Source organism: Acinetobacter rongchengensis (assembly GCF_003611475.1).
Lineage (GTDB): Bacteria > Pseudomonadota > Gammaproteobacteria > Pseudomonadales > Moraxellaceae > Acinetobacter > Acinetobacter rongchengensis.
This window is the reverse complement of the sequence record NZ_RAXT01000033.1, coordinates 19,275-36,664: the sequence shown is the minus strand read 5'-3', so window position 1 is coordinate 36,664 and position 17,390 is coordinate 19,275. Positions and strand designations below refer to the sequence as shown.

Annotated in this window: 15 protein-coding genes and 4 tRNA genes; 11 read left to right on the top strand and 8 right to left on the bottom strand. The window is 38.0% G+C overall.

Features of this window, described 5'->3' with window-relative positions; translation table 11 throughout:
• Both D7V20_RS13355 and D7V20_RS13350 read left to right on the top strand, forming a co-directional pair.
• On the top strand, positions 1-865 hold an 865-nt coding region (locus D7V20_RS13355), incomplete at its 5' end, for a T6SS immunity protein Tli4 family protein (RefSeq protein ID WP_120384690.1).
• A gap of 27 nt (positions 866-892) precedes the next feature.
• Positions 893-2,788 carry an esterase/lipase family protein gene (locus D7V20_RS13350; protein ID WP_120384689.1) on the top strand — a complete coding sequence of 632 codons (1,896 nt, stop codon included), beginning with the start codon at positions 893-895 and terminating at the stop codon, positions 2,786-2,788.
• Between the two features lie 163 nt (positions 2,789-2,951).
• On the opposite strand, the gene D7V20_RS13345 is transcribed toward D7V20_RS13350, so the two are convergent.
• From D7V20_RS13345 to rnr, 5 genes are all read right to left on the bottom strand, one after another.
• Positions 2,952-3,395: a hypothetical protein gene (locus tag D7V20_RS13345; RefSeq protein ID WP_120384688.1), complete on the bottom strand. Its 444-nt coding sequence runs from the start codon at positions 3,393-3,395 to the stop codon at positions 2,952-2,954.
• Between the two features lie 14 nt (positions 3,396-3,409).
• Entirely contained in the window at positions 3,410-3,619 is a 210-nt protein-coding gene (locus D7V20_RS13340) for a YheV family putative zinc ribbon protein (protein WP_171057646.1), read from the bottom strand.
• A gap of 54 nt (positions 3,620-3,673) precedes the next feature.
• The gene (locus D7V20_RS13335) at positions 3,674-5,701 is read right to left on the bottom strand and encodes a M3 family metallopeptidase (protein ID WP_120384687.1); all 2,028 of its coding nucleotides are present in this window, start codon (positions 5,699-5,701) and stop codon (positions 3,674-3,676) included.
• 82 nt (positions 5,702-5,783) lie between these two features.
• The gene (locus tag D7V20_RS13330; protein WP_120384686.1) at positions 5,784-6,356 is read right to left on the bottom strand and encodes a hypothetical protein; all 573 of its coding nucleotides are present in this window, start codon (positions 6,354-6,356) and stop codon (positions 5,784-5,786) included.
• Between the two features lie 225 nt (positions 6,357-6,581).
• Entirely contained in the window at positions 6,582-9,032 is a 2,451-nt protein-coding gene (gene rnr / locus D7V20_RS13325; protein ID WP_120384685.1) for a ribonuclease R, read from the bottom strand.
• 264 nt (positions 9,033-9,296) lie between these two features.
• On the opposite strand from rnr, the gene D7V20_RS13320 reads away from it, so the two are divergent.
• The 5 genes from D7V20_RS13320 (at position 9,297) to D7V20_RS13300 (ending at position 10,282) form a co-directional block, all read left to right on the top strand.
• Positions 9,297-9,386 (top strand) — tRNA-Ser (locus tag D7V20_RS13320).
• A 15-nt stretch (positions 9,387-9,401) separates the two neighbouring features.
• Positions 9,402-9,478: transfer RNA gene (locus D7V20_RS13315), tRNA-Arg, on the top strand.
• A gap of 52 nt (positions 9,479-9,530) precedes the next feature.
• Positions 9,531-9,607 (top strand) — tRNA-Arg (locus D7V20_RS13310).
• A gap of 269 nt (positions 9,608-9,876) precedes the next feature.
• Positions 9,877-10,074, top strand: a complete 198-nt coding sequence (locus D7V20_RS13305; protein WP_120384684.1) for a hypothetical protein — start codon at positions 9,877-9,879, stop codon at positions 10,072-10,074.
• Positions 10,075-10,205: 131 nt separating this feature from the next.
• A tRNA-Arg gene (locus D7V20_RS13300) sits at positions 10,206-10,282 on the top strand.
• Between the two features lie 126 nt (positions 10,283-10,408).
• Here D7V20_RS13300 and D7V20_RS13295 read toward each other — a convergent pair.
• Complete coding sequence (locus tag D7V20_RS13295; protein WP_120384683.1) at positions 10,409-11,698, bottom strand: SRPBCC family protein; 1,290 nt, start codon at positions 11,696-11,698, stop codon at positions 10,409-10,411.
• 171 nt (positions 11,699-11,869) lie between these two features.
• Here D7V20_RS13295 and D7V20_RS13290 point away from each other — a divergent pair, with 171 nt between their 5' ends.
• Complete coding sequence (locus D7V20_RS13290; RefSeq protein ID WP_120384682.1) at positions 11,870-12,370, top strand: YcxB family protein; 501 nt, start codon at positions 11,870-11,872, stop codon at positions 12,368-12,370.
• Between the two features lie 70 nt (positions 12,371-12,440).
• A complete protein-coding gene (locus D7V20_RS13285) occupies positions 12,441-13,079 on the top strand; it encodes a fumarylacetoacetate hydrolase family protein (protein WP_120384681.1) in 639 nt (212 codons plus the stop codon).
• A 139-nt stretch (positions 13,080-13,218) separates the two neighbouring features.
• On the opposite strand, the gene D7V20_RS13280 is transcribed toward D7V20_RS13285, so the two are convergent.
• Positions 13,219-14,016 carry an AraC family transcriptional regulator gene (locus D7V20_RS13280; RefSeq protein ID WP_407923956.1) on the bottom strand — a complete coding sequence of 266 codons (798 nt, stop codon included), beginning with the start codon at positions 14,014-14,016 and terminating at the stop codon, positions 13,219-13,221.
• 107 nt (positions 14,017-14,123) lie between these two features.
• Between D7V20_RS13280 and D7V20_RS13275 the strand changes: the two genes are divergently transcribed.
• On the top strand, positions 14,124-15,050 hold the full coding sequence (locus tag D7V20_RS13275) for a DMT family transporter (RefSeq protein WP_171407822.1): 927 nt from the start codon (positions 14,124-14,126) through the stop codon (positions 15,048-15,050).
• Between the two features lie 22 nt (positions 15,051-15,072).
• Positions 15,073-15,966 carry an aromatic amino acid DMT transporter YddG gene (yddG, locus tag D7V20_RS13270; RefSeq protein WP_120384678.1) on the top strand — a complete coding sequence of 298 codons (894 nt, stop codon included), beginning with the start codon at positions 15,073-15,075 and terminating at the stop codon, positions 15,964-15,966.
• A 161-nt stretch (positions 15,967-16,127) separates the two neighbouring features.
• On the opposite strand, the gene D7V20_RS13265 is transcribed toward yddG, so the two are convergent.
• Positions 16,128-17,372 carry a YihY family inner membrane protein gene (locus tag D7V20_RS13265; protein ID WP_120384677.1) on the bottom strand — a complete coding sequence of 415 codons (1,245 nt, stop codon included), beginning with the start codon at positions 17,370-17,372 and terminating at the stop codon, positions 16,128-16,130.
• Between the last annotated feature and the right edge of the window lie 18 nt (positions 17,373-17,390).

Here is a 17,390-nt window from a genome sequence, read left to right as displayed (position 1 = left end):
CTATGCCGTAGAGATTCCCGCCGAAGCCAATCCATTGGAAAGATATGATAAATATGATTCTTTTACTATAACTGTGAAAGAAAATGCCACACGTCAAGATTTTGATGCTGCGATTCAAAAAGTGAGAAAAGAATATTCTGAAGGAGGCAGTAAAGTCTTTGAAGATCCTCAAGTACAACAATTTGAAGGTCGCAGCACTAAAATTATAAAAGGAAAACTAGCTGATAAGGAAATAATTCCCTTTGATGTTTTTGGCTTTGTACTTGATAAAAAGTCCTTGTTTTTAATAAAAGGTGGGCATAGTGATTCACCTAAAAGAATTGAAAAGAGTAGTGAAGCTATTCAAAATCTAGTCAAAAATTTACGTTATCGTCCTGAACATGAAATTCCAAAAGAGGCTGGGCAATGTATTTATATGGGGTTTATTCGAGATGAAAAGAAGCAGTACCGGTATAGCATACAAACACTGGGTTTTAGGTTTAAAGACTATCCAACAGTCGTTTTACGTTTTGAATCAGAGTCTAATGATGAGGCGGTATTATCACTGATTCCACGAGTAGAGAAAAAATTAAGAGAAGTGGGGCAAAGTGAGCGTCAAATCAATAAGGGCAATATTCGAAAGGGTGAAAAGAATACGGAATATTTAACTGCACAAGAGTGGATTGGTGTTGAAAAAATGAAAGGACGTGATGGTATTAGTGCTTTATGGGAACATGCAGGAACAGCGAATGATAACACAGATCCACTGATTAGTCTTGAGGTTGATACTGCACATCGCTCATTTGGCAATGAAACAAGTAGCTTATATCAAGTGGAAGCCTTGCAATTGTATGAATCAATCATAAAAACAATACGTAAATTTTAAAACCAACTAAAAATAACTGAGAATAAAATGTCAAATAATGCTTATACGCATGATGCTTATGAAACCATTCACAAGTCGGGAAATGTTTCTTATGTGTCACACACCACACCAAATAGTGTTAAAACGGAATGTGAAATACCTGCACCAGTGAAATATGTGGTTCCGATTATTTTTATTCCGGGGATTATGGGATCAAATTTAAAAGATAAAAATGATAAGGAAGTGTGGTATCCAGGACTTTCAACATTGTTGGCATATAGAAGAAGGGATGCTAGACAGCGCCAAATTGATCTAAATCCTGAAACTACTACAGTGGGTTATGACGGTGACCTTAAGTTAAATAAAAAGCAGTTACCGTATATCACTGAAGAGATTGCAAGAGCGCGTGGCTGGGGCTCAGTGATTACCATTGGCTATGCCAAAGTGTTGATCTACTTGGAAAATCAATTGAATAATCCATTTAAGAAACTAAGTGAGCATCAACAAGAGCAATTTAATGGTACTGCTGAATGGGAAAAAATCGTTGATGCTGGTAATAAGGAAACACAAGACATACTTAAAAATTGGTCAAGTACCAAGGCTGTTGAACTGTTAAATTTAGAACAGCATGAAGAATTAGCTGATTATGCCTTTCCTGTATTTGCTTGTGGTTATAATTGGTTAGATAGCAACATGAACTCTGCTGATAAAATAGCAGATCGCTTAAATAATGAAGTGATGGCGCAAGTCAAAAAAGAATATCCCACAGCAAAATTTAAGAAATTTATTATCGTGACTCATTCTATGGGTGGCTTGGTGGCTCGAGCATTGATCCAAAATGATAAAGTCAAAGATAAAATTGCTGGAGTGGTACATGGGGTGATGCCTGCCAGTGGTGCACCTGCGGTTTATCAGCGTTTAACCGTAGGTTGGGACGGTTGGAAAGCATCTACAGGCATTATCAATAAATTTAAAGCTTGGCTCACTGCGCCGATGTTTGGTGATACTTCAGAACGTTTAACAGCGGTATTGGCCAGCGCACCAGGTGGTTTAGAGTTATTGCCCTTTGCTAATTATTCCAATGCTATAGATTTCCCTAAAAACCCCAAAGCATGGTTAATTCTCAAAGCCAATACGCCGACAGGTGAAATCACCGCTTCACTGCCTCAAACAGCTGACCCTTATACTGAAATCTATCAAAGGAAAGACAGTTGGTGGGCGATGATCAATGCTGATTTTATTGATCCTGCTGGATTGGTAGCAAAAAAAATAGATCAGGATGGTTATGACAGTATTTTTGATATATATGTAAAAAATATCGAAGCAGTTCGCAAGTTACATGACCATATCAAAGACTCCTACCATAGCAATACCTATGCGCATTATGGTGCGGATACAGAGCACCAGTCTTTTGGTCAAGTGGTATGGCGTTGTCAGGAAGTATTGAATATTAGTTCTGAACAAGAATTGATTGAATTGATGGGGTTATATGGCAAGAAAAATTTAATTGAACTCCCAGATATTGTAAAGGAAAGAAAAACTACTCGATCAGAAAATACAGATAAACAAGCAGATGATTCAACTGGCCAAGAAGATGATACAAATGTCACGGTACAAGGTTCTAAAGCACATAATCTCAATGGGAATGCTTATAAAAAAGATGGTGTAAGAGAAATATTATTGGATGAGAAATCACGAATTTCCAAAACCAATAAAGCCACATTTTGTTTAGACATCAAACCCACTTCACGTGGGGATGGTACGGTTAGCTACCAATCTGGGCAGGATGTTCGGGCAAATACGAGGACACCCAAAGCAACGTTTATGATCAATGGGTATGAGCATTCGGGGAGTTATGATCACGAGGATGTTCAGCTAAACACGATCTATTGTATTGCAAATATTGTGGATATTATGAAAAAAAGTGCGCAAGATTGTAAGTAAGGCTGATTTTATTTTCGTGACAATGCCTACTTTAAATGATGAAAAACAAGATATTGAAGAAAGTGAAATTTATTTGGTTGAATGATTGTTATTAGTAGTTTTTAAAAAGCCTTAACATGATGTTAAGACTTTGAAAATAAAGAATGATTTAAACAAAAAACCTTTAAGCCTTGGCTTGCTGCGCCAATTGCTGTTCAAGTAATTTCACTTGTTCTTCTTTCAGTTTAATGAGTTGATCTGCATCCGCATGTTGTGAATTTAAATTGGTTTGCTGTTCATCTAATTGTTTTTGAATATCTTCTAATTTAGCAACTTCTTCTTTGGCAAGACTTGCATTTTGAGGAACTGGATCTTTGACAATCGATGCATTTACTAATTCGACATTACTTGGCGTAGAAGAAGTATCTTCCTGTATCGGTTGTGCAATAGGTGGTGTAACAGCTTCAGGCTTTTTCTTTACAGCTACAGGTTGGTTAAATTGATCGTTGGCTTGATTGCTTTTGTGATCGTTATTTAGCCAAAAAAGTACAGTAATAAGTAAGGCAATTGCAAATAAAGCCCCAGCAATGATCCATATTAACTTAGAGTTATCTCTTTCTATACGCATTTTATTCGGTCCAGTTATTTTGAAGAACGAGGCTTAAATTGAATAACCCCAATCTCATCTGGTGTGGCCGGTTCTTCAGGCGCATCTACATGTGTAGGGCGATTTTCAGAGTATCCACACTCGATGCATTCAATCCATTCAGCATCGCCTTGGGTGAGCATAACAATACGATCCATCGCTTCACATTTTGGACACTTTGCGCCAGCGATGAAACGACGTTTAATATTCATATACCCACCACAACTTAAATCAATTCTGACCGTTAGTTTAAGCGTTGTTTAGTTATTCGTCCAACCCTGATGTCGTAATAATGCGTCAATTTTTGGTTCGCGCCCGCGGAAATTGATAAATGCGTCAAGTGCTGTATCTTTTCCGCCAACTGCTAGAATTGCCTGACGAAACGCTTGTCCAGTTTGTGTATTGAAAACGCCCTCATTTTCAAACCGATCAAAAGCATCACTGGCTAAAACTTCAGCCCATTTGTAAGAATAGTATCCAGCTGCATACCCCCCTGCAAAAATATGACTGAAGCTGTTTTGGAAGCGATTGTAACTTGCTGTTGGCAAGACTGCATATTGATGACGAATATCATCCAGTGTCGCTTGGATTTGCGCTGTATCTAAAGCTGGAGTGAGCTTATGAATCGTTAAATCAAACAATGCAAATTCAATCTGACGTAAACTTTGCATACCTGATTGGAAGAAACGAGCATTCAATAAGGCAGAAAGTAAGTCATGAGGTAGCGTTTCTTTAGACTCAATATGCTCACTGATCAAAGCCAAACTTTCAGTGTCCCAAGTCCAAAACTCCATAAACTGGCTTGGCAATTCAACAGCATCCCAAGCAACGCCGTGTGTACCTGCAACAGCAATATTATCCACTTCTGTAAGCATGTGATGTAAACCATGACCAAACTCATGGAACAAGGTGTTGACTTCATCATGGGTCAATAAAGCAGGTTGGTTGCCTACAGGTGGCGTGAAATTACCCACCATATAGCAAATCGGTTTTTGCAGTCCATGTTCTGTTTGCATACGAGAGCGGAAACCACTCATCCATGCGCCGCCACGTTTTCCATTGCGTGCATACAAATCGAAGTAGAAACCACCGATGACATTGCCATGATCTTCAAGCTCATAATAATGCGCATCGGCATGCCAAAGCGGTGCTTCACGTTCAACCACATGGATACCATATAAACGCTGAACCACATTGAATAATCCCTGAATGACTTTTGGCGCAGGGAAGTACGGTTTTAAATCTTCTTGAGATAGATTGAATTTTTGTACTTTCAATTTTTCAGAATAATAGGTGCTATCCCACGGTTGTAACTCATCAATACCATCCAGTTTGGCAATGGCTTTGAGTTCCTCAATTTCTTTTAAAGCAGGAACACGAGCATGTTCAGCAAGTTCAACCAAGAACTTCTCTACAGTTGCTACATTCGGCGCCATTTTTGAAGCCAGTGAATACTCAGCATAGTTGTCAAAACCTAAGAGTTTCGCCATTTCCTGACGTAAACTGAGAATTTCAACCATCACAGATGCATTGTCATATTGTGGGTCACCCGCTTGATCAGAAGCACGTGTGGTATAGGCTTTGTATAATTCCTCACGTAATTCACGATCTTGAGCATAGGTCATAATTGCCAAATAAGAAGGAATATCAAGTGTGGCAACAGATTGGTCTAACTCACGTTGTTGACCATATTGTTTTAATAATTCAACACTGCTTGGCGGTAAGCCTTTCAACTGATCTTCGCTTAATGGTTTGCTATAGGCTTGAGTTGAATCTAATACATGATTTGAGAAATCAGAGGACAGTTGCGATAAGCGTGCTGAAATTTCTGCATAGCGTTTTTTAGCATCACCTTCTAAGGCTACACCTGATAATTTGAAATCACGTAAGGCTAATTTAATGGCGCTTTGTTGTGCACTTGGTAAGTCGCTAAAAATTACATGGTCATAAATATGTTGATAGCTTTGGTATAAAGGGACGTGTTGTCCAAGTTGTGTGTAATATTCACTTAAACTTGGTAGCAGTGATTGATACACTTCACGGGTTTCTGCATTGTTCATGACCGCATTAAAATGCGACAGAATGCCCCAACATTCACTCATGTTGTTTTCTAAAGTATCAATATTTTCCAAGACTTGCAGTTGTTGTTGAATGTTGTCTGGGACTTGAGTCAGTCCATTTAAAAAATGCTGACCATTTTGGATGGCTTGCTCAATATTTTGTTTGAGTTGCTCTAAGCTAATTTGATCAAATTGGGGAACGGGTAATGTTGCTTTTTCTAATGTCATGTGGTGTAAACCAAATTATTGACTAAGTTATCAATAGATGTAGGGCTTTTGGTGAGGGAAATCAAGTGATGATTGGGTAATTTTATTGAGGATCGACTGAATATATTTTTTTGATACTGCTTCCAAAACGACTAGATTGAACTGTTGTATGAATTGTAATTTTTTGGGATGCTTTTAAATTATGTGCTTTAGGATTAAGGCACTGGCGAAAGAAGAAATGATCCAATTGTGGTGATTTAAATTCAAATTGTGTCGTGCAATATTTTCTAGAAGTTGAATCTACTGTGCCATTATAGATTTGTGATGAGGTTTGTCCAAATGCTTGCGTGTAAAGAGCAGGGAGAATGCCACCAATGACTGTCCATAATAAGTAAGTTGTAAATAAAGGAAATAATAGCCAATAAACCAATATTCTAAATGGCTTAGAGATCATGGTTGCTAGGTTTTTGGCAGAGCTAAAAGGAGCTTTAATACTGACAAAGTAGAGGTAGAGATTGAAAAATAAACTGAGTAGTACAGCGAGAAAAAGACTGATTTTAGTTAAACCCTGTATTGGAGTAAAACTGAAAGCTTTGAGAAAAATAATAGCGGTTAGCAATAGTATGCAATAGGTAATGATCAAAAATAATTCTTTTTGACGGGTAGTCATCATCATGTAATTAGTTGGATTTTTTATATCATATTGATTATTCTATATTAAATCAATGCGTCTTTATGTGGATTTTCTGCAAAGCTCTCGACATAAATATTCCCTATCAATGCCATTATATTTTTTGGTAATTGGTGTTTTCGTTTAAAAGTTGTATTTGCACCTGAAGGTTGGAAGCAATTAAGAGCGCCAAAGCGCTCTTAATTTAAATCCAAACAAAGTTATGAAAAATCATTCATCCTTTGCTTTTGCATTGGACTTTTTCTTTTTAGCCTTGGCCTTTTTCTTCACTTTATCTTTAGCCTTTGTTTCAAGCTTTGTTGCAGTGTTTTTACTAGGCTTTTTGCTGTAAGAACTAGGTTTTCCTTTGGCTTTTTTCTTGCGAATGGGACGTTCTCCATCTTCACTGACTTTTGCATCGTCAGATTCAGATTTTACTTTAGCTGGGCGGTCAGAAAAAACTTCTTCTTTTGCAGTGGGTTTCGCTACACGAGGCGCACGGCTACGGATGACACGACCTGCATGAGAAAGCTGTTGTAACAATTCAAAGTCAATCTTACGTTCTTCAAGATTAACCCCCGCAACTTTGATTTTAACTTCATCACCCAAACCGAAAGTTTGACCACGATTTTGTCCAACCAAGTTTTGACTTGCTTGATCAAAAACAAAATAGTCATCGCCCAATTGGCTGACATGCACCATACCATCGACATATAAATCTTTGAGTGTGACGAATAAACCAAACTCAGCTGTGGCACTAATCACCCCCACAAACTCTTCACCCAAATGCTGTTGCATATAATGGCACTTCAACCAAGAGGTGACAGAGCGAGAAGCTTCATCTGCACGACGTTCTGTCGCAGAGAAATGTTCTCCTGCATCATCTAAGGCAGCACCTGAAAGAGGAGATGGTTTTTGTGTTAAATGTGCCTTAATGGCACGGTGCAATAACAAGTCAGGATAACGGCGAATTGGTGAAGTGAAGTGTGTATACGCTTCATAAGCTAGGCCATAGTGGCCGACATTTTTTGCACCATAAAAAGCTTGCATCATTGAACGGAGTAATACCGCATGAATACTTGGTGCATCAATACGGTCTTTGGTTGCTTCAATAACGGCTTGATAATCCGCTTGAGTCGGTTGTTCTGGGAATTTTAAGCCCAGTAATTTTACAAAATCACGAACTTTTTGAATACGTGAGAACTCAGGCGCTTCATGCACACGGTACAACATTGGAATATCATGCTTTAAGCAATATTCCGCTGCGGCTACATTGGCAAGTAACATACATTCTTCAATCAGTTTATGCGCTACGTTACGTGAACGAGGTAGGATTTCTTTAATTCCACCCAACTCGTCAAAAGTCATGTACGTTTCAACCGTTTCAAACTCCATGGCATGACGATCAGCACGTAAGCCTTTTAAAGTTTCATACAGTTGATACAACGTGTTTAATGACTTACGCACATTACGATCTTCAGGAACAGCCGTACTGTCACCGTCAAAATATTGTGCAACTTGGGTATAAGTTAAACGTGCTTTTGAATGCATTACCGATGGATAAAATTCAAATTTAGTCACTTTACCTGCACGACTTAAATTCAAATCACACACCATACACAAACGGTCAACGCGTGGATTTAAAGAACATAAGCCATTGGAAAGTGCTTCTGGCAGCATGGGCAATACATAGTGTGGGAAATACACTGAGGTACCACGTTCTTGTGCTTCATCGTCCAAGGGTTTGCCCGAACGGACATAATGGCTCACATCGGCGATAGCGACAACAACACGATAACCACCGCCTGGGCGCTTTTCTGCGTAAACGGCGTCATCGAAATCACGTGCATCTTCACCGTCAATCGTGACCAATGGTAAATCACGTAAATCGATACGCCCTGCATGGTCTTTGGCTGTAGGCTCTTTAAAACTTTCAGCTTCTTTTACAACTTCTTCTGGGAATTCATAAGGCAAACCATATTCTAAAATGGTTTGCGGGATAATGATTTCAGTATCTGCTTTATCTGCCATAGACTGAATCACATGGCCTGTTGCAAATTCATCCCGAGTTGGATAATCGTCAATTTCTACACGTAGCGCATCGCCCAATTTAGCTTTGGCATGTTCAATGAGTTCTTTTTCTAGGGTAATCGGTTGATGTGCATTGGGATTTGCGGGTTGAATGAAATATTCACCCTCAAATTCTGCAACTTTACCAATCAACTGCTTTACTCGGCGTTGCGTGACTTCAGTAATATAACCCCAAGCTTTACCTTTGCGGTCTACAGAGGTTTGTTGGACTTTGACACGATCGCCGTGAAAGACTTGACGTAGCTCACGTTCAGGCAATAAAAACTCATCTTTTTTACCATCTAAACTGGCAACACCTAAACCTTTTGAGTTGATATAAACAGTTGCATCTAATGTCGGTTGATCGGCCATCAGCTGGTATTTAAAACCATCTTTCATGAGCTGACCGTCACGTACCATGGCACTTAAGCGATGGCTAAGCGCATCAATACTCTTTTGATCAGCAATTTCAAGTAGCTCTACAAGATCTGCATGAGATAGCGCTTCTTGTTTTTGCTCAATGATTTCTAAGATGAGCGTGCGACTTGGAATAGGATTGTCATAACGTTCAGCTTCAGCTTTAGCTTCAGGATCGACCCAATTTTTCATCATGTATTTGGTTTCTAGTCAGAAGATAGGATTAGCATAAGTCATACAGTGCCAGACTGCACGTAATTGATTGCAATAATGCAGTTTAAATTTGAGTTTATGAGGATTTCTCTAAATTTTCATTTAATTAGCTGCGTTTTAAGCATAAAAAAGCAACAAAATGATGAAAATTGTTTAAAAAGTATTTAATTGAGCAAAAATCTATAACTTTTTTAGGTTGATGGCTTGCTGAAATGAGTTTTAATTTGTATTATGGCGGCTCGTTACGGTGAGATGGGTGAGTGGCTGAAACCACATCCCTGCTAAGGATGCATACGGGTAACTGTATCGAGGGTTCGAATCCCTCTCTCACCGCCAACGAATACTTATGATGCGCTCATAGCTCAGCTGGATAGAGCACTTGGCTACGAACTAAGGGGTCGGGAGTTCGAATCTCTCTGAGCGCACCAGTTTAATAAGTATTTGAAAAGTAACGAAGCCTTTATATAGGCAATCAGGTATGCGCTCATAGCTCAGCTGGATAGAGCACTTGGCTACGAACTAAGGGGTCGGGAGTTCGAATCTCTCTGAGCGCACCAACTTGAATACATCGAAAGATGAAAAATAACCGCTTAATTGCGGTTTTTTTGTGTCTGAGGTTTATGTATCGCCTATTTTATCTAAATAATAGGTTTTGATAGTTCAATGTTCAATAACGCAGATAAAGGTTGGTTTAGATATTTTTTTATAATTATTTTAGAAACTCAATTAAGCGTCGATACTTGTCGTGATCTTCATTCTCTATGTAATATTGTTCATTTAAAACCACTAAAATAGAGCTAAGAATAGAGACATGTGAAATAACAACATGAAGAAATATACAGATGGATATTATATTTATGAACATATTGATTTCATTTGTCATCTTGAATTAAAACAATGTGATGGTTGCGATCGAACTCTAACAGGTTTTGTTTATGAGCTTAAAATTCAAAGTCTTGAAAATGAATACGTGATTTTCTGTGCTGAATGTATGGAAATTCTGAATATTGTAACGGCGGAGTAGTTGAGAGAGTCTTGTTCTGATTTGCAATACAAAACATGGATCGTCCAAATACTAGACATTCAGTATATAAACCCCAAAATAACCCTTAACAAAAACGTGAAAAGGCGTATAATGCGTCCCATCAAGACATCGCGCTCATAGCTCAGCTGGATAGAGCACTTGGCTACGAACTAAGGGGTCGGGAGTTCGAATCTCTCTGAGCGCACCACTTGATAAAAGATTAAAAAACCGCTGATGAGCGGTTTTTTTGTGCCTAAAAATTCATTCAAAAATATTGATCTTCAAATTAGAAAAATCACATTGTCATCGATCTCAATCGCTCTAATGATCCCAACTATTTAATTTTCTGTACAAAAATTGCATTTGCACCTACAGCAGGTAGCATTTCATGATAGGGCAAGCTACGTGCTGCTCTGAGTAAAAAGGGTGCTTTTTCATCTACTTTTATGGTTGTGGTCATTTTTAATAAAGTGTCGTTGCCTTGTGGGAAAAATTGAATCTGACCTTTTAAAAAGCGTAAATCTCCACCATTGGAATAGAAGTTATTTTCAGTAGGTTTGGGGTAAGTAAAATGCATTTTAAAATCAAAAGGAATATTAATCACACCAAGGCTAACACTGACTTTAAATTCAGCATCTTGACCTTGCTGATTGAGCGCAGAGGTGGTGATGCTTTTAATTTGTTTAGGGAAAACCTCTTTATAAGACTTGGGCTGTGTCCATTTCTGCATGTTTTGCGGAGGTGTTTTAAAATATTGATAAGTGGTGGTAAAACGTAAAGTTTCACGACCATGCGTATAAGGTACGGTACTTGGATTTAAAATAATACTGATTGGCTGTTGTGAGTTTGCACTGACTTGAGCGATTTTATTGACTTGGGCACTATTGAGCTGAGGATTCGGGAATTGTCCTGTATTCAGTGCTGTAACTTTCTTTGTAGTCAAACGGTTTTTTAACGCCTCTAAAATAAAAGCATTCGTGGTTTGTGGAACACCTAATTTAAGTTCTGGGAATGCCGATATGATTTGCTTAAATAAAAAGCCTTGGGGTTGGTTTAAATCTCCCCATTGGGTCAGCGTGATCAAAGTCTTTTTATCCCCCAAACTAAACCATTCAAATTTGCCTAGGCCATAGGGAATAGGTGCATCAATGACCAAACTAGAAATGCTGTTCTGTCCGATTTGATGTTGAAACACCACATCTTCGTTAAAATTGAGTACAGGAATAGGTGTAGGGATAGAAATTCTGTATTTGACTTGGCTGATATTTCCAGCTTGTTCTATAACTTTTGCCGATTTTAAGGTTGGAAATAATCCAACATATTGCGTGTAATTGCCCAATATTTTAGCCACATCCTGACTATTTACAGGGACAACAATGGCTGCTGTTGAAAATTTAGCAAGGGGTTGAGTGTTGCTTTTTAATGTAGGTAGGGCAGTTTTTACTGCAGGATGTGAGTAGATTAAAATATTATCTTGAGCAATTGCAGCTACTTGTTGTGCATTATGATCAAAAGGTTTTATCCCGCTAGGAATATTGTCAGTCCAAGAAATTAATTTTGCAAAACTGATCGGGCTAATACTACTCAAAAGAAGAAGGCAAATAATTGCGTGAAAAGTGTTCATCATTTGTTCCTTTATTGTTATTCGAGCCCATACAGGAGCTGGGAGCGTTATTTTTAAGATGATTTACGAGATAACAATAGAGGTGTTCTGTAATTCAGGACGAAAAGCATCATGCTGATTCAAATCTAGTGTAATATCTTGGCATCGTAATGAATTAGTATTGAAACAACTATGTCAGACACTAAGCCTGCATTATCAGCACGTTATTATCTAAATTTGGAAGAGTCTCAAGACGGTTTTAAGCTTGCTACTTTTGGTAAAAAGCAAATTAGTCAATTGCTTACACCTTTGATCAGTATCGGGATTATCGCATGGGGGATTTATCTTGGTTTTGATGGCGTGGGTCAGTACTATGTTTATTTAGGTGGTTTTTTCCTTATTTTACAAATACTCATGCGTTATTGGTTTTTACCGATGATGTTTAAAAAGCAATTTGTAAAATATCAGTTTGGTAAAAGTGAACAAGGTATTGAATTATTTCAGGATTATGCTGAAATTTTCAGTAGTGGTCGTCCGAAGCAAGCGTTTCATTATGCAGATGTACAAAAATTTGCAGAAGGTAAACTGACGTATATGATTGAATTAAAAAATCGTACGGTGATCATCGTACCGAAGCGTGCATTTGACGCTTCTACCGAGCAATCCATCTTTGTAAATACATTTAAAAAATAAGCGTAACGCAAAGTTATTTGATGGATTTTAGTCAAGTTATTTATTGGTGATGAGATAATAGGGAAGTAATATGAGTACACGTCCATCTAAAATTGTGTGTGTCGGTCGTAGTTATGCAGCGCATGCCGCAGAATTAGGTAATGCGATTCCAGATCGTCCAGTCTTATTTATCAAACCGCCCAGTACCTTGATTTCTTTGGAAGAAGGGATTTCTTGGAACGAAAATTGGGGCAATTGTCACCATGAATGTGAATTGACTTTGCGTATAGACCAACCTTTAAAAGCTGAAACCAATCCTGAAAAAGCATTGGAAGCGATTGGTGCAGTGACTTTAGGTTTGGATTTAACCCTGCGTGATTTACAAGATGACTTGAAGAAAAAAGGTCAACCTTGGGAACGTGCAAAGGCGTTTGATGGTGCATGTGTTCTTGCGGATTGGGTCAGTCTAGATGAAGTGAAAGATTGGTCTGCGATCACGTTTGAATTTGCTGTGAATGATCAAGTTCGTCAAAAAGGGGATACTTCATTATTGATTTTTGATATTGGTTATTTACTGGCAGATATTAGCCAAGTTTTCTCTTTGGAACCTGGAGATGTGGTGATGACGGGTACGCCAGCAGGTGTTGCAGCATTGGCTTCAGGTGATCAATTAACCATGACTTTACATGGTCAAAGTCATGATTTTGTTTGGAAAACATTTGTGAAGTAAGGCTTTTAGTTTTAATTCATATTTAGATTAAGCGGATTAAAGCCAATGTTTTAATCCGTTTTTTTATCATCCATGATTTTATCAATTTTATTGCTCATGTCTAAGTCATATGTCTAAATCAATAGATAAATAAATTAAATCAACGGTGTAGCAGTTTCCTAAATTGGTCGGGTGTAATTTTCATCCAGCGTTTGAACATATTAATAAACGCGGATGCGTTGGCATAACCCAAATCCAAAGCAATATTTTCAACTGTTCTCCCATCTTCTAACATCGACATGGCTTTCATTACTTTTAAACGTTGTCGCCATTCATTCAAAGACATGGAAAGTTCTTTCAAACTTAAACGTGCCAAAGTACGTTCAGTCATATTTATTCGTTTGGCTAAATCTTCTAAAGTGCTGTTATCTGCAGGGCAGGTATGTAAAAAATCTAATAATTGTTTAAGTGCAGGATGTTTTGTATGCGGTAAATAGCTTCCAATCCGTTCTGCATGATGCAGTTGATCCAATAATACTTGTAATAACCGTAAATACTCAGGTTCTGCCTCATCCATTGGGTGTTGTTTGAGGTGGTGTAAAATTGCAGATACCAACGGTGAGGATAAAAGAATACCTGCTTGTTGTGGCAGATATTCACATAAAGATTCATGGATATACAAAGTTGCATGTGAAACAGAAGTTCGGTTTAAACCGCTGTGGTTGACATTGGGAGGTAACCAAATTCCATAAGGAGGCGGGGTAATATAATTGATTTGTTCAATATTAACCTCCATCACACCATTAAATGCATAGACAAACTCGCCCCACGCATGACCATGTTCAGGGTAAACGGATAAAGCAGGATCATCTCGGAAATGCAGCCATAACGGTGCCTCAATCACATCATTGGTTTTGAGCTGTGTTGTATATTCAGTTCGAGCGTTTATTTTTTTTATCATTTAAAAATGCCTGAATAATAGGATGGGTTGTCTGTTTTGGAGTATATCCTACAAAATAGACAGGATTATAGTGTATTCAAAATATTTCTATTTGAGTTAGATCTGTGGATATGCGCAAAGCAATTGATGCTCAAGCATCGAGTTTAATGATCGGGTTATGTATGATTTGGGGCATTCAGCAAGTGGTGTTAAAAATTGCCGCGCCTGATATTTCTCCCATGATGCAAATCGCAATCCGTTCAGGCTTATCTGCGCTTATGGTTTTGCCCTTGATTCAATTGCAACAAGGGGTGAGCTTATTCTCTAAAGCATATTTTATACCGGGCATTTGGATTGCTTTTTTATTTTCAGCCGAATTCTTTTTCGTAGCAGAAGCATTACGCTTTACCTCAGCTTCTCATACCGTGGTTTTGTTATATACTGCGCCGATTTTTGTGGCTTTAGGGCTGCATTGGAAATTACCGACGGAACGTTTGGCGATGATTCAATGGGGCGGGATTTTTATCGCTTTCCTTGGCATTGTTGTGACATTTATGGGGCGAGATGATCAGGCTATCGGTTCCAACATGCTATTGGGTGATGTTTTCGCACTGATAGCAGGGATCATGTGGGCACTCACTACGATTTCTTTAAGATTGACCAAATTGTCTGATGCACATCCCACTCAAACTTTGTTTTATCAATTACTCGGTGGTTTTGTGTTTTTATTGCCTTTGGCTTTTATTCTAGGGCAAGCTGAAATTCATTGGACAATGATTGCTATAGGGAGTTTGGCTTTTCATACCTTGATCATGTCGTTTATGAGTTTAATGTTGTGGTTTTGGCTGTTGCGTCATTATCTCGCCAATCATTTAGGTGTTTTTTCCTTCCTGACACCAATTTTCGGTATGATTTTTGGGGTGATCTTTTTGAATGAAGATATTGAAATGAATTTTATTTTGGGTACAGGATTGGTCTTACTTGGGGTGATGATCGTCAGTTTGCATCAGTGGATTGAAAAGAAATTACATTTTACCGAATCAACCCAATAAAGATGAGTGACGTGTATTGGTTATGCCGTATTTGAATAGATTGAATCGATATACATGGATGGGCTTATCCTCAATTCTGATCTGGGCAAGTTTGGTTGCCGTCGTTAAGTTGATCACTGAGTCTTTAAGCCCAATTTTAGCCATTGCATTGATCTATAGTTTTAGTGCTTTAAGTATTTTATTGCTCAATGGTTTTCCTCAGATGAGTCGAATGCCAAAAAGTTATTTATGGGGATGTGGTAGTCTTTTTGTACTCTATGAAGTTTTATTTCTGAGTTCGGTTGCTTTTTCGCACGATCATGAACAAGTCTTAATGATTGGTATGATTAATTATTTATGGCCACCGTTAACTGTTGTCTTTGCAATTTTTGCAAAGCAACTCAGTTATAAACTCCCCGTCATTTTAGGTTTTATTCTCGCCGTTTTGGGACTCATGATGGTGGTTAATCCTGATGTTCTCAATCTTTCAAAGTTGTTTTCTGTGTTACAGAAAAACCCTGTGGCTTATAGTTTTGCATTGATTGGAGCAATTTTGTGGTCTTGCTATAGCGTGTTGACTAAAAAATATGCACAAGGGCATAATGCCGTTCCCTTATTTTTTACTGTGACGGCAGTTTCATTATGGGTTGTACATTTCGTATCTGCTGAACCATTTAGCTTTCCCAATTTTAAAATGTGGGCTGCGATTGCACTTACAGGAAGTTTGATTGGTATTGCATATAGTCACTGGAATCAGAGTTTGCAATTTGGTGATATGAAATTATTGATTTTAGTGACTTATTTTATGCCGATCCTTTCTTCTGTAATGTCGATGCTGATTTTAGATGCAACACCACAATTGGCTTTTTGGATCGGGACAATATTGGTGACAATTGGTGCAATAGTGTGTTGGAAAAGTACAGCGGAAAGGCAGTAAAACGATACTGACTTAGCCGCCGCTATCCTCATTTTTTATGATAGATGAACGTCTTTGCTGATTGACCTGAAAATGTTTCTATCAATATTCTCAGGTAGATGCAGACAATAGATATTATTGATTCAAACAGTTGATTGATCAAAGTGGTTCATTAATCAAAGTTACTTATCATCTAAAATTGCTGAAAGCGGTATTGATAATTTAGCGGCGAGGTATTCATCAGACTCTATGAGTGATGGGCCAATTTTTTGCATCCAAATATCATCATCATGAATATTTTGAACATCATCTCGATCTGGCAAAGTATAAGGCAATGCCTTATAAAAAGACCAAAAATCAATCGTATCGAGATTCCGAATCAGTACATATTCATCGTTATCTGTACGTTTGATTAAGTTTTGTTTTTCCAATAACAAGACATAGGCAGGCCAACGACCAATTTCACCACGACCTAAAATTTCGAGTGCTTCAGCATCTGTAACTGTTTGTCCAGTTTGTTGTTTTTTATAAAATAATTCTAAAATATCCAAAAGCATCAGAACAGGGTGGCGAGTCTGTACTTTACCAGTATGGAAGGCTGTAAGTGCATAGCTGATTTCAACGCCTAAAAGGACAATATTCCATGACATGAAAATCCACAATAAAAATATTGGAATTGCTGCAAATGCACCGTAAACAATGGTGTAGCTGGTGAAGTTGGTCATCACAAAGCCAAACAGATTTTTGAGTAATTCAAAAACAATAGCACTAAATAATCCTGCAATTGCTGCTGCTTGGACTGGAACACGACGATTAGGAATCGTCCAATATAGAATAAAAAAACCGAGTACAGTCAGTAAAAAAGAAATGATCCAAAACACTGCTGCGCCATCCACTTCATAGCCTGCGAAGTTATTGCTCAGAATATTCATAGAGGCCAGTGTTGAAGAAATAACAAAAGCACTGCCCAGTAAAATAGGACCGAGTGAAATAATCGTCCAATAGCGCATAAAACCAATGATGCCATTGCGTGTTTCCTGAACTCGCCAAATCCGATTGAATACAGTTTCAATACTGGTGAGCATCATCACGGTAGTAATAAATAGAAATAGCACACCAATAATAGTCAAGTTGCTCGAATTTTCTGTAAAAACATTAAAGGCTTTATCAAAGGCAATACTGGTTTTAGGCAAGAAATTACTATAAATCATTTGTTGTAATTGTTGTCGAGCAGGTTCTAATGCTTTGATTGATGAAATAATCACTAAAAAAACCGTCAGCATAGGAACAACAGCAAACAAAGTGGTATATGTCAAAGACCCCGCTTGTTCACGACAACGATCAGTTTCAAAGCGACGGAGTACAAAAAGTATAAATTGAAACCACATCTGATCGTAAAAAGGGAGTTTTTTAAGTAATTTAAGCATATATCTTTTATCTCAATT